The organism is Nonomuraea sp. NPDC048892 (assembly GCF_040649735.1).
Classification (GTDB): Bacteria; Actinomycetota; Actinomycetes; order Streptosporangiales; family Streptosporangiaceae; genus Nonomuraea; species Nonomuraea maheshkhaliensis.
On record NZ_JBEZFZ010000014.1, the window covers coordinates 53681 to 66396 of the forward strand.

The window sequence follows — 12716 nt, forward strand, 5'->3', positions numbered from 1 at the left end:
CAGGTCGGACATTTCGGAGAGGTCCCGCCTTTGCACCAACATCTGCCGAGGGGGGCCGGACTCCGGCACCGGCGGCAGTTCGCGGTCGGGGACGCGGGTCCGGTCCGATTCCCACCTCGTCTGCAGGGTGCCCGCACCAAGGGGCACCCGGGGGAGAACGTGTGGCAGTGTCCTCGAGCAACCCTACTCTCCAGTCGGCCAAGCGCACGTACGTACTCGACACCTCGGTTCTGCTAGCCGACCCGGCGGCGATGACCAGGTTCGCCGAGCACGACGTGGTCCTTCCGATCGTGGTCATCACGGAGCTGGAAGGCAAGCGGCACCATCCTGAGCTCGGCTACTTCGCGCGGAAGGCTCTGCGCTACCTCGACGAGCTGAGGGTCCAGTACGGCAGGCTGGACGAGGCCATGCCGACCGGGGACGGCACCATCAGGGTAGAGCTCAATCACAGCGATCCGTCCATCCTGCCCGCGGGCTTCCGCCTGGGCGACAACGACACCCGCATCCTCACGGTGGCCCGCTCGCTGGCCAGCGAGGGCTGCGATGTCGTCCTGGTGTCGAAAGACCTGCCGATGCGCGTCAAGGCGGCCTCGATCGGCCTGTCGGCCGAGGAATACCGCGCCGAGCTGGTCAGTGAGTCCGGCTGGACGGGGATGGCCGAGGTCCAGGTGACCACCGACGACGTGGAGACGCTCTTCGACCAGGGCACCGCCGACCTGGAAGAGGCCAGGGAGCTGCCCACCCACACCGGCCTGCGGCTGCTGTCGGCCAAGGGCTCGGCGCTCGGGCGGGTGCAGCCCGACAAGTCCGTCCGGCTCGTCCGCGGCGACCGCGAGGTCTTCGGCCTGCACGGCCGCTCCGCCGAGCAGCGCATCGCGCTCGACCTGCTGATGGACCCGGAGATCGGCATCGTCTCGCTCGGCGGGCGGGCCGGCACCGGCAAGTCGGCGCTGGCGCTCTGCGCGGGCCTGGAGGCGGTCCTGGAACGCCGCCAGCACCGCAAGGTGATCGTGTTCCGGCCCCTCTACGCCGTCGGCGGCCAGGAGCTCGGCTACCTGCCCGGCAGCGAGGGCGAGAAGATGGGCCCGTGGGCCCAGGCCGTCTACGACACGCTCGGCGCGATCACCTCGCCCGAGGTGATCGAGGAGGTGCTCGATCGGGGCATGCTGGAGGTGCTCCCGCTCACGCACATCCGGGGCCGGTCGCTGCACGACGCGTTCGTGATCGTGGACGAGGCCCAGTCGCTGGAGCGCGGGGTGCTCCTGACCGTGCTGAGCCGGATCGGCGCCAACTCGCGGGTCGTGCTCACCCACGACGTGGCCCAGCGCGACAACCTGCGGGTCGGCCGGCACGACGGCGTGGTCGCGGTGGTGGAGAAGCTCAAGGGCCATCCGCTGTTCGCCCACGTCACCCTGACCAGGTCCGAGCGCTCGCCCATCGCCGCGCTGGTGACCGAGATGCTGGAAGACATCACGATGTAACTACTTCAGCTCGCCGCAGGTGAACCGCCCCTCCGACATGGGGGGGCGGTTCTTGTTCTCCCGGACGATCCGCACCATCTCGAACGCCGCGTCCTGCTGCGCGGTGCAGACGATCTGCGCCTTGCCGAGCTGCGACAGCGTGCCCTCGCCGCTGATGTAGACGGTCAGCGTCGAGGTGCGGGGGAGCTGGATCTCGTCGCGCTGGGGCGGATCGACCGAGTCCTTGGCCCGCAGGTACGTGAATCCGCGCAGCGCGGTGTCCCGGTTCTCCATCGGCCGCGAGGAGGCGGCGAAGAGGGCCCCGAGCAGGCTGGCCACGGTGTCGTCGTCCACGTCCGCCGGCTCCTTGGCCAGCTCGCCGTCCCTGATGAGGAAGAACGTCTTGGACGGGGGCGGGATCTTGGTCGTGGGGGCGTCGCCCCTGTCCTGCACGTCGGTGGGTGTGATGCCGCAGCCCGCGGCGGGGATCAGGCAGGCCAGCAGCGCCGCGGCCACGAGGGCTCGGACGGGCCGCGTGCGGGCTCGGATGGGGTTCATGTGTGGGGGAGCCAGACCGTGAAGAGGGTTCCTGGGTTCTGGGCGCGCACGGAGATCGTGCCTCCGTGCAGCAGTACGTTGGCCCTGGCGATGGCCAGGCCGAGGCCGCTGCCCTGGCTGCGGGCCCGGCCCGCGCCGGCCTTGAAGAAGCGGTCGAAGACGTGGGCCAGCGCCTCGCGCGGGATGCCCTTGCCGTGGTCGCGCACCTTCACCTCCAGGCCGTTCTCCGTGGCGCGGGCGCTGACCGTCACCGGCGGCTCGCCGTGCTTGAGCGCGTTGCCGACGAGGTTGGCCACGATGACGTCGAACCTGCTCGGGTCGAGGTTGGCGGTCAGCCCCTGGGAGGCGTTCACCTCGACCTTCTCGCGCCAGCCGCGCACGTCCAGGCAGTCCTCGATGCTGTCGGCCACGTTCACCGGTTCGAGGTTAAGGGTGGCGGTGCCGGCGTCGAAGCGGCTGATCTCGATGAGGTGCTCGACCAGCTCGCGCAGCCGCTCGATCTCCCTGAGCACCAGCCGGACCGCCTCGGCGGGCGCCTCGGGCAGGTGGTCGGCCTCGTCGGAGAGCATGTCGGCCACGGCCGTCATGGCGGTCAGCGGCGTACGCAGCTCGTGGGAGACGTCGGCGACGAACCTGCGTGACATGGCCTCCAGCGAGCGCAGCTCCGACACGCTCAGCTCCAGCGCCGCCGCCGCGTCGTTGAACCTGGCGGTCAGGCCGGCCAGCTCGTCCTGGCCGTGCACGGGCAGCCGGGTGTCCAGCCTGCCCTGGCCGAGCGCCTCGGCCGCCGCGCTGAGCCTCCGTACCGGCAGCAGCACCTGCCTGGCCGACAGCAGGGCCACGGCCAGGGCGATCAGCACGATGACCGCGCCCGTCTGGGCCAGCGTGGTGCGCAGGGTGGCGAGCTGGCGCTCGTCGTCCGCCAGGGGGAAGAAGACGAACGCCCGCAGCCCGGTCGCCTCGGGCACGCCGCCGCTGTCGCGGTAGACCTCTGCGCCGACGATCAGATACAGCTCGTTCCTGATGATCTTGCGTTGGGTGACCAGGCTCTGCTTGGCCCGCCCGTGCAGCTCGTTGGGCACGTCGCTCATCGACATGGGGCCGTCGGCGGCGATGAGGCTGCGATATTCGACCAGCACGCTGCGGCCCGGCCCGCGCAGCGCGTGGGCGACGCTGTCGAGCTCCTTCGACGTCGGCGCGACCTCTCCTGGCCGCAGCTTGCCGATCGGGAAGGAGATGCTGCTGAGCTCCCTGTTCACCAGGTCGAGCGAGGTGGTCTCGGCCCTGGTGACGAGCGCCTCCTTGGCCAGCTCGTAGCCGATCGTGGCGACCAGGAACGAGGCGGCGACGGCGACGAGCGTGAACGTGATGACGAGGCGGGCGCGCAGCCCCGTGGGCAGCGGGATCACGGGGGGCTGAACCGGTAGCCGAACCCGCGCACGGTGTGGATGAAGACGGGCGCGGCCGGCCTGGGCTCGATCTTGGCGCGGATGCGCTGCACGCAGGCGTCCACCAGGCGCGAATCGGCGATGTGCGTGTGGTCCCAGACCACACGCAGCAGGTAGCGGCGGTTGAGCACCTGGCCGGGATGGCGGACGAGCTCCAGCAGCAGCCGCAGCTCGGTCGGCGTCAGGTGGATCTCCTTGCCGGCCAGGGTGACCTTGAGCGCGCCCCGGTCGATCACGAGGTCGCCGAAGGTGATGCGGTCGGAGGAGGCGGACTCGGCGCGGCGCAGCACGGCGCGGATGCGGGCGTCCAGGACCCGGGGCTCGACCGGCTTGACCACGTAGTCGTCGGCGCCGGCCTCCAGGCCCACCACGACGTCGAGGTCGTCGCCCCTGGCCGTGAGCAGGATGACCGGGAGCTGGTCGAGCTTGCGCACGCGGCGGCAGACCTCGACCCCGTCGATGCCGGGCAGCATGACGTCGAGGATCGCGATCTCGGGGCGGCGGGACCTGATGTGGTCGAGCGCCTCCTCGCCCGTCGCGTACGACGTGACGGAGTGCCCCTGCCTGGTCAGCGCCAGCTCTAGAGCCGTACGGACCGAGGGGTCGTCTTCTACAAGGAGGATGCCAGCCACGCGCACATTATTATTCCATGTCTGGATTATCCGAGTTGTGTCACCAAACTGTGACATGGCGTGGATCAGACCCCAAAGTAGTCAAGGCACGCTGTAACCGGCTTCCCTTCTGCTACGGGCGCCTGAGGGGGAGCCGCGCTTATGTGATGAAAGTCACATTTTTCGGGATTTGTGGAGCTAACCAGCCGGTTGGTGAAATTTTCGCCAAGCGATTCCCGCGTTTCGGTTGCGGACCACCCCCCACCACACGGCAAGCTCATGCATCGTGAGCCCCGGTCCGCAGTTGAGTGAGCGCCGCCCCCCGAAGGAAGACCTTCCCCCGGCGCGCCGGCGTTCGCGTGCGACGCCCAAGCGCATCATCATCGGTGTCCTGTCGGTGGCCATCGTCCTCGGCGGCGGCGGATTCGTCGCCTACCACGCCGTCCAGAACGCCAAGAACCCGCCGCAGCAGCCCGTCTTCTCCATGGAGGACCTGGGCAAGATCGCCAGCGGCGACCTCTACGCGCCCGACCCCAAGAGCGACCTGCTCAAGGCCGAGGCCGAACAGGCCTACCGCGCCGACAAGCTGAAGAAGGACCGCGCGGGCGGGGGCGGCTCGGGCAAGGACCTCGACTGGGTGATCCCCAAGCAGGCGCCGGCCGGCGACGGCTTCCCGCCGGCGAACTTCCCGCCGGGCAGCGACCCGTCGCCGGGCAGCAACAAGGCCACCGCGAAGTCGATGCTGGCGAGCTTCGGGTTCGGCGCCGATCAGTGGGGCTGCCTGGAGCGGCTCTGGCACAAGGAGAGCGGCTGGAACGAGCGGGCCATGAACCGCTACTCCGGCGCGTACGGCATCCCGCAGTCCCTGCCGGGCAGCAAGATGGCCAGCGCGGGCTCCGACTGGCAGACCAACGCCGCCACCCAGATCAAGTGGGGCCTCGGCTACATCAAGGGCCGCTACGGCACCCCCTGCGGCGCGTGGGGCCACTCCCAGTCCGTGGGCTGGTACTAGAGCACCAGAGCACGCCCGGCCCGCTCCTGAGTCCACGGATCTGCAGGAGCGGGTCAACTTTGCATCTCTAATCGGCAAGCCGCCACGCCCGATCCTGTATACGGGCGCACGCTGGCCGCATGGGTGTGAAGGTCAGTGTGATCGTCAATGTCCACAATCCGGGTGACACCGCCGACGCGTGCATCCGCTCCATGCTGGAGCAGACGCTGCCCGCGGACGAATACGAAGTGATCGTCGTGGACGACGGGTCCACGGACGGCATCGCCGAGCGCCTGGACACCATCGCCGCGGTCCGCGACCACGTACGCGTGCTGCACCTGCCGTACACGGGATCGCCGTCGCGCGGCCGCAACGTCGGCGCGGCGGCGGCCACCGGCGAGTACGTCTACTTCCTCGACCCCGGCGACCGCCTGGAACGCGACGCGCTCGCGCACATGTACGAGCGCGCCGTCGAGACGGACGCCGACGTGCTCGTGGGCCGGCTCATCCGCGACTACGGGCCGCCGATGACGGCCTTCGAGCGCAGTACGGCCCGCGCCGACATCCTGCGCGACCGGCTGCTCACGCTGCTCCTCCCGCAGCAGCTCTACCGCCGCGCCTTCCTGGAGGAGCACGAGCTGGGCTTCTCCGTGCCCGGCGGCCGGCTCGGCGAGCAGGCGTTCGTGCTGCGCGCCTACCTCCACGCCAAGGTCATCGCCGTCCTGGCCGAGCACGTGTGCTGCCACCTCGGGGAGCGCCCGCCCGCCGAGGAGGAGCCCCGCGCGATCGTGAGAGAGCTGAGCGCGCTGCTCGACGACATCGACGCCTTCGTCGGTGAGGGCCGCCAGCGCGACCGCATGTACGCCTACTGGCTCCGCTTCGCCGTCCTGCGCCCGCTGGTGACCAGCAAGTTCGCCGACTCGTCCGTGGACAGGGGCATGCACTTCCGCGTCGTGCAGGACCTCATGGTCCGGCGTTTCCCCGAGCGGCTCGACCGCCACCTCCCGGTCCAGCTGCGCGTGGTGGCCGCGTACGCCCGCGCAGGACGCCTCGACCAGATCGTGCTCATGGCGAACGCGACCAGACGGGCCGGCCTGCGCGCCGACCTCACCGAGGTGCGCTGGGACGCCCACGTGCTCGTGCTCGGCCTGACCGTGGAGGTCATGGCCGGCGACGGCGCGCCCGACAGGTACCGCGTGGACGGCGACCGCCTGCACTGGATCCCGCCGCGCGCCCTGGACACCAAGAAGCTGCCGCAGGACGTCACCGACATCACCGACGCCGTCGAACGGGCCCGCGTCGAGCTCTACGTACGCCACACCGAGACCGGCATCGTGCACTTCCTGCCGCTGGAGCAGCACGTCGAACGCGTCCAGGACGGCCGCCGCCGGGTCCGCGTCCGGATCATGGGCGAGACCAGGCTGGACATCACCAGCGCCGCGCTGGGCGAGCCGCTGCGGCCCGGCCAGTGGGAGGTGCATGTACGGATGTTCAGCGGGGCCAACCAGGCCAGGAGCCGCGTCAGCCGCCCCGAGGGCCCGCTCAACTGCCTGGGCGTGCTGGCCCAGCGGCCCAGGATGCGGCTGGTGGTGCCGTGCTGGAGCGACAACGGAGAGCTGGGCCTGGCCATCGAGCCGCGCTCGTTCTCCGAGTCGATCGCGCTCGTGTCTCCGGGGGTGATGGTCAAGCAACTCGACAAGCACCTCTACGTCGTGCTGCCGGTGCCGTACGTGCCGCCGAGCGGCGGCCCCGCACTGGAGCTGGTGCTGCGCGGCACCGGCAGGCGGAGGCGCGAGGTGAGCGCCCCCGCGCTGGTCGAGGCCGGGGTGCCGGGCAGGATCGCGGGCCAGCTCGTGGCCAAGGTGCCGGTCAAACGGATCATGCCCGGCGTCGAGCACCTCGGCCCCGGCGACTGGCTGTCCTCGTTGCGCTCGTCCGAGGGCGAGTTCGGGCTGCGGTTCGCGCTGGAGATGCGCAGGGGCAGGGTCGGCGTGCGCCCGGCCGCTGCCGTCGACCCCGAGCGCCGCTCGCCCATGGGCCGGGACACCGCGCTGCACCGGCTCGGCCGGCGGCTGCCCGGCGCGCGCCACCTCGTCCGGTGGGCACGCGCAGGGCGCCACCGCTACCTCACGGACTGACCGGTGCTCTTCACCGCCGGGTCCAGGCCTCCAGCTCCTCGAAGGCGCTTCTGAAGGCGGGCAACATCGGGGTGAGCCGGTCGGGGTAGAGGTCGACCAGGCTGTCCAGATGGTTGCCGCCCTCGACGCGGTGATACCGGAAGGGCCGGTGCGGGCCGACCATCTTCGCGTACACGTCCGAGTCACGCGAGATCGGCAGCAGCGTGTCCAGCGTGCCGTGGATGGTGATCAGCGGCTTGGTGATCCGGCCGGTCAGCCCGATCTTCGCCATGGCCGCGTACGGCCTGCGCCGGTCGTAGTCGTAGTCGGCCGCCGCGCCCTGGTAGGACGGGTCCAGCTCCTTCTGGTAGAGCTGCTGGGTGAGCTCCCAGTAGTACTGCTGGTGGAACGGCCACAGGAACTCAGAGCCCGCCGCGAACCCGGCCGCCCGCACCCCGGCCTCGTCCGGATACGCCTTCAGCGCGGGCGGCAGGAAGTTCAGCAGGTTGTCGCCCTTGACCCGCCAGAGCGTGCCCTCCCAGTCCACGCCGCCGTCGTAGAGGTGGCCCCGGTTCTCCAGCTGCCAGCGCACCAGGTAGCCGCCGTTGGAGATGCCCGCGGCGTACGTACGGGCGGGCTTCCTGCCGTAGTGCTGCCTGACCACGGCCTTGGCGGCCACGGTGAGCTCGGTGACGCGCTCGTTCCACTCGGCGATGGCGTCGCCGGGGCGGCGGCCGTCCTCGTGGAAGTCCACGCCGACGTTGCCCTTGTCGGTGGTGGCGAAGGCGTATCCCTTGGCCAGCACCCAGTCGGAGATCGTGTAGTCGTTGGCGTACTGCTCCCTGTTGCCAGGAGTGCCGCCGACGACCAGGCCGCCGTTCCACCGGCGCGGCAGCCTGATGACGAACTGGGAGTCGTGGTTCCAGCCGTGCGTGGTGTTGCCGTGGGAGGTGTCGGGGAAGTAGCCGTCGATCTGGACCCCGGGCACGCCGGTGGGGTTGACCGTGGCGGCCGAGTGCAGGCCCGCCCAGTCGGCCGGGTCGGTGTGGCCGGTCTTGCCGGTGCCCGCCGTGGTCAGGTCGTCCAGGACGGCGATCTCGGCGTGTTCGGCGCCCGGCACGGTGAGCTGGTGGTGGTGGCCGGGCGGCGTCAGTAAGCTCGCCACGAGCGTGAGCGCGACCAGCATCTACGCCTCCCTCAGGTGCTCGGTCAGCAGCCGTACGAAGTCCTCAGGACGCTCCAGGTGCGGGCTGTGGCCGCAGTCGTCGAGCACCGCCTCCCGGTAGGGCCCGTACCGCTCCAGCGCCGCCCGCGTCTGCCCCACCATGGGCTGGGCCGGCGTGCCGGGGGAGCCGGGCACGACGCCGAGCGCGCCGAGGTGGGCCAGGTCGAACAGCGACGTGTCCGAGACGATCACGTCGTCGGCGCCCCTGATCCACAGGACGGGCGGCTTCGGCTCGATCTCGTGCAGGTCGTCCAGGCGGAAGCGGGTGGGGCCGAGGGCGTTCAGCACGCCGCCCTTGCCGGGGGCCACGCCCGGCCAGGCGTCGGAGGTGGCGGCGTCGCCGGGGTAGTGGGACTCGCCCACCCGGGTGGTGAGCATGGCGCGTACGTAGAAGTCCTCGTCGGGGACCGCGTTCTTCACGTACGCGGAGCGGAAGACGTTTCTCGGCGACGTGGGGGACTCGTCCGACAGGTCGCCCGCCTTGAGCCGGGCCACGAAGTCGGGGTTGGCCGCCCCGGCGCCCGCGCCCGCGCCGTCAGGATGCGTCAGCCGGCCGCTGAGGTCCTCCGTGCCGCCGAAACCGTAGGGGGAGACGGGGTTGACCAGGGTGACGCTCCTGACGAGCCGAGGGCGGTCGCGCAGGGCCTGGAGGACGATGCCTCCGCCCATGCTCCAGCCCACCAGGTGCACCCGGTCGAGATCGAGCGCGCCGAGCAGTTCGAGCACGTCGTCGGAGTAGTCGCGCAGCCCGCGGGTGGCGTCCACCGGCGCGGGGTCGGTGTCGCCGAAGCCGCGCAGGTCCACCGCGAGCGGCCGGTAGCCCTCGGGCAGCGCGGCCATGGTGTCGCGCCAGAAGGCGCCGGAGGAGACGTTGCCGTGCACGAACAGCACGGGCTCGCCGGTGGTCCTGCCCTCGACGGTCAGGACGTTCTGGGTGAGCCTCGACGTGGTGATCTTCATCGCGCGTTGATCCTTTCCGCCAGGTCGCTGCCCCGCGTCTCGCGGGCGGCGTAGACGGCGGCCAGGGTGAGCAGCGCCGCCAGACCAAGGTAGATCGAGATGGGGACACTGCTCCCGTAGGCCTGCAGCAGCGCCACCGCGATGATCGGGGCCAGCGCGCCCGCCACGATCGCCGACAGCTGCGCGCCGATGGAGACGCCGGTGTAGCGGGTCCTGGTGCCGAACAGCTCGGAGAAGAAGGCCGCCTGCGGGCCGTACATCATGCCGTGGAAGAGCAGGCCGACGGTGACGGCCAGGGTGATGGCGAGGAAGCTGCCCGTGTCCACGAGCGGGAAGAACGCGAAGATCCACACGCCGATGCCGGCCGCGCCCGACAGGTAGATCGGGCGGCGGCCGAACCGGTCGGACAGCGCGCCCCACATCGGGATCGTGACGAAGTGGATGGCCGAGGAGATCAGCACCGCGTTCAGCACGGTCGAGTTGTCGATGCCGGTCTGCTTGGCGTAGGTGATGACGAAGACGGTCAGCAGGTAGAAGGAGATGTTCTCGGCCAGGCGCGCGCCGATCGCGATGACCACGTCCTTGGAGTGGTGCTTGAGCACCCCGACGATCGGGGCCCGCTCCTCGGGCGGCGCCTGCTGGAACACCGGCGACTCGGTGATCGTCAGCCGGATCCACAGCCCGATCAGCACCAGCACGCCCGACAGCAGGAACGGCACCCGCCAGCCCCACGACAGGAACGCCTCGTCCGACTGCCAGGCGGCCAGCGCCGCCAGCACGCCGGTGGCCAGCAGGTTCCCGCCGGGAGCGCCCGCCTGCGGCCAGGAGGCCCAGAAGCCGCGCCGCGCCGTGTCGCCGTGCTCGGAGACGATCAGCACCGCGCCGCCCCACTCGCCGCCGAGCGCGAAGCCCTGCACGAGCCGCAGCGCCGTCAGCACCAGCGCCGCGGACGGCCCCAGCGTCTCGTACGTCGGCAGGCAGCCGATCAGGAACGTCGCCGCACCCATCGTCAGCAGGCTGACGACCAGCAGCGTCTTGCGGCCGATCCGGTCGCCGAAGTGGCCGAAGACCAGGCCGCCCAGGGGCCGGGCGACGAAGCCGACCGCGTAGGTGAGGAATGCCAGCAGCGTGCCGGTCAACGGGTCGGACTCGGGGAAGAAGAGCTTGTTGAACACGAGGGCGGCTGCCGAGCCGTACAGGAAGAAGTCGTACCACTCGATGGTGGTGCCGATCAGGCTCGCGGCGACGATCTTCTTGATGGAAGTGGCCATGCCGGTCACCGTAGGTTGTGACCGGTGTCACTCATATGGCTTCCGGACCCATACTCTTGCGTGTCGATGTGTGGCCGAGCCGGTGCAGGCGGAGCGCGAGCTGGATCTCCAGCGCCCGTTCCGGCTCCAGCCAGCCGTCACCCAGCAGCCTCCCGACGCGGTCGAGCCGTTGCGTGACGGTGTTGACGTGGATGTGCAGCGCCTCGGCCGCGCGGGACGGCGAGCCGCCCGTGCCGAAGTAGGCCGCCAGCGTGCCGGCCAGCGCCGTGCCCCTGCGCGCGTCGTAGTCGATCACCGGGCCGATCACCCGGTCCACGAATCCGCGCACGTCGTGGCCGTCGCCCACCAGCAGCCCGACGAAGCCCAGCTCGGCCGCGCTCGCGCCGTCGCCGGCCCGTCCCAGCGCGATGAGCGCCTCCGCGCAGCGCCGCGCCTCCTGGTAGGCCGCGGCCACGTTCCGTACGCGCGAATCGCCCTGCTCGTCCCGTGCGCGCGAGTCGCCCGCCGTGCCCCGTGACGGCTCGGCAGGCCCGATGGCGGGTGCGGCGCCCGCCGTCGCCGTGCTGTGCAACGACGCGGACAGCTCGGCGGCGGCCCGCTGGGCGACGGCGCCCGCGTTGTCGCCTGGCAGCAGCAGCACCACCTCGTCGCCCCGCCCCGCCGCCAGCCCGTGCCGCATCGCGGCCTGCGCCGAGCCCCAGAACGCGGCCCGTTCCCGCTGGCCACCGTGCTTGACCACCACGACGACGTGCGGCGCGCCCAGATCCACCCCGAGCCGCCTGGCCCGGTCCGCGAGCCCGGGGGAGCCGGGCCGCGAGATCAGGTCGTCGAGCAGCTCGCCCCTGACCCGGCCCTCCGCCTCCGCCACGCTCCTGCGGAACAGCAGCAGCAGCGCGCACACCAGCGCCGCCCGCTCAAGAATGCGTTCGTCGGCATCGTCGCTGCGCAGCACCAGCGTGCACAGCGGCTCACCACCGACGTCCACGGACGCGATCAGCAGATCGCCCCTGCGCACTGTACGCCCCAGCGCCCGCGACGCCTGCGCGGCCTCCAGCACGCCCACGTCCGGCTCCGCCAGCTCGCCCGCCGCGCCGCCGATCGCCCGCCCCAGGTCGTCCAGCACGGCCAGCGAGCCGCCCAGCACGTCCGTCACCACGGCCGCCACGTCCTCGATCCCGCCGCCGCGCAGCACCAGCGAGGTCATCCTGTCGTGCGCCATGGCGGCCCGCTCGACCGCCTGGCCGTGCTCACGCGCCGTCCTGTGCGCGCGCGACAGCTCCTCCAGCGCGTTCCTGGTCTCCTGCAGCAGCCTGGCGTTGTCGATCGCGACGGCGGCGTGCGCGGCCAGGCTCGCCAGCAGCGACACCTCCTCCTGGTGGAACGGCCGCGCGCTGCGGTTGGCCGCCATGAGCACGCCGATCACCCGCTGCCCCAGCCGCAGCGGCACCCCCAGGATGGCGACCAGGCCCTCCTCGGTCACCGCCTCGTCGATGTCCTCCTTGTGACGGAACCTGGCGTCGGCGAAGTAGTCGGCCGTCGCGTACGGCGTCGCCGTCTGCGCCACCAGCCCGCCGAGGCCCGCCCCCATGGCCAGCCGCAACGCCCGGAACTTGGCCGAGATCGACCCGTCGGTGACCCGCATGTAGGTGTCGCCCCGCTCGGGATCGTGCAGCGTCATGTACGCGACGTCCGTGGCCAGCAACTGCCTGGCCCGGTGCACGATGGCCTCAAGGACGGCGTCCAGGTCCCGCAGCGCGGCCAGGTCGCCGGCCGTGTCGTAGAGCGCCGACAGCTCGGTCTCGCGCCTGGCGCGCCGCTTGAGCAGGTCGCGTACCTTGAGCGCCTCGACCTTGGCCTGCTCCAGCTCCTCGATCGCCGCCGCGTCCGCCCCGGCCGCCCTGGCCCGGATGATCGGCCCCTCGAACTCGACCGCCGACGCCTCCCGCGCCAGCAGCTCAAGAAATTCCAGGGTGAGTGAAGGCATCACATGTCCAATTCGCCGCACTGCGTGCGGCGGGTTCGGTCGCCATATGCCGCCCTCTTCCCCCGCTCCGGTCGCTTCGCTCTCTCCGCTC

The 12716-nt window shown here is 71.3% G+C and carries 10 protein-coding genes; 3 read left to right on the forward strand and 7 right to left on the reverse strand.

The window, feature by feature from the left end:
• The first annotated feature begins 161 nt into the window (after window positions 1-161).
• Window positions 162-1481, forward strand: a complete 1320-nt coding sequence (locus AB0C28_RS35645) for a PhoH family protein (RefSeq protein ID WP_357855011.1) — start codon at window positions 162-164, stop codon at window positions 1479-1481.
• Here AB0C28_RS35645 and AB0C28_RS35650 read toward each other — a convergent pair whose 3' ends face one another.
• The 3 genes from AB0C28_RS35650 to AB0C28_RS35660 are packed head-to-tail and all read right to left on the reverse strand — an operon-like array spanning window position 1482 to window position 4098.
• Window positions 1482-2018: a hypothetical protein gene (locus AB0C28_RS35650; protein ID WP_357855008.1), complete on the reverse strand. Its 537-nt coding sequence runs from the start codon at window positions 2016-2018 to the stop codon at window positions 1482-1484.
• Window positions 2015-3427 carry a HAMP domain-containing sensor histidine kinase gene (locus tag AB0C28_RS35655; protein ID WP_358080106.1) on the reverse strand — a complete coding sequence of 471 codons (1413 nt, stop codon included), beginning with the start codon at window positions 3425-3427 and terminating at the stop codon, window positions 2015-2017. Before AB0C28_RS35655 ends, AB0C28_RS35650 begins: the two co-directional genes overlap by 4 nt.
• A complete protein-coding gene (locus tag AB0C28_RS35660; RefSeq protein WP_346115069.1) occupies window positions 3424-4098 on the reverse strand; it encodes a response regulator transcription factor in 675 nt (224 codons plus the stop codon). The genes AB0C28_RS35655 and AB0C28_RS35660 overlap by 4 nt, the downstream gene beginning before the upstream one ends.
• Before the next feature lie 283 nt (window positions 4099-4381).
• Here AB0C28_RS35660 and AB0C28_RS35665 point away from each other — a divergent pair, with 283 nt between their 5' ends.
• Together AB0C28_RS35665 and AB0C28_RS35670 are read left to right on the forward strand one after the other, a co-directional pair.
• A complete protein-coding gene (locus AB0C28_RS35665) occupies window positions 4382-5089 on the forward strand; it encodes a lytic transglycosylase domain-containing protein (protein ID WP_357855001.1) in 708 nt (235 codons plus the stop codon).
• A 119-nt stretch (window positions 5090-5208) separates the two neighbouring features.
• Window positions 5209-7206, forward strand: a complete 1998-nt coding sequence (locus tag AB0C28_RS35670; protein ID WP_358080107.1) for a glycosyltransferase family 2 protein — start codon at window positions 5209-5211, stop codon at window positions 7204-7206.
• Window positions 7207-7216: 10 nt separating this feature from the next.
• On the opposite strand, the gene AB0C28_RS35675 is transcribed toward AB0C28_RS35670, so the two are convergent.
• From AB0C28_RS35675 to AB0C28_RS35690, 4 genes are read right to left on the reverse strand one after another with little or no spacing between them, the layout of a single operon-like run.
• A complete protein-coding gene (locus AB0C28_RS35675) occupies window positions 7217-8371 on the reverse strand; it encodes a tannase/feruloyl esterase family alpha/beta hydrolase (RefSeq protein ID WP_358080108.1) in 1155 nt (384 codons plus the stop codon).
• A complete protein-coding gene (locus AB0C28_RS35680) occupies window positions 8372-9370 on the reverse strand; it encodes an alpha/beta hydrolase (protein WP_358080109.1) in 999 nt (332 codons plus the stop codon).
• Window positions 9367-10641, reverse strand: coding sequence for an MFS transporter (locus tag AB0C28_RS35685; protein WP_357854989.1), 1275 nt, complete (start codon window positions 10639-10641; stop codon window positions 9367-9369). Before AB0C28_RS35685 ends, AB0C28_RS35680 begins: the two co-directional genes overlap by 4 nt.
• Window positions 10642-10672: 31 nt before the next feature.
• Window positions 10673-12625, reverse strand: a complete 1953-nt coding sequence (locus AB0C28_RS35690) for a GAF domain-containing protein (protein ID WP_358080110.1) — start codon at window positions 12623-12625, stop codon at window positions 10673-10675.
• Window positions 12626-12716: the final 91 nt, after the last annotated feature.

What these genes read in the sequence shown, in the direction of transcription:
- AB0C28_RS35690 (WP_358080110.1), bottom strand. Translation starts at nt 12,625, where the DNA reads ATGCCTTCACTCACCCTGGAATTTCTTGAGCTGCTGGCGCGGGAGGCG.
- AB0C28_RS35680 (WP_358080109.1), bottom strand. Translation starts at nt 9,370, where the DNA reads ATGAAGATCACCACGTCGAGGCTCACCCAGAACGTCCTGACCGTCGAG.
- AB0C28_RS35685 (WP_357854989.1), bottom strand. Translation starts at nt 10,641, where the DNA reads ATGGCCACTTCCATCAAGAAGATCGTCGCCGCGAGCCTGATCGGCACC.
- AB0C28_RS35650 (WP_357855008.1), bottom strand. Translation starts at nt 2,018, where the DNA reads ATGAACCCCATCCGAGCCCGCACGCGGCCCGTCCGAGCCCTCGTGGCC.
- AB0C28_RS35670 (WP_358080107.1), top strand. Translation starts at nt 5,209, where the DNA reads ATGGGTGTGAAGGTCAGTGTGATCGTCAATGTCCACAATCCGGGTGAC.
- AB0C28_RS35675 (WP_358080108.1), bottom strand. Translation starts at nt 8,371, where the DNA reads ATGCTGGTCGCGCTCACGCTCGTGGCGAGCTTACTGACGCCGCCCGGC.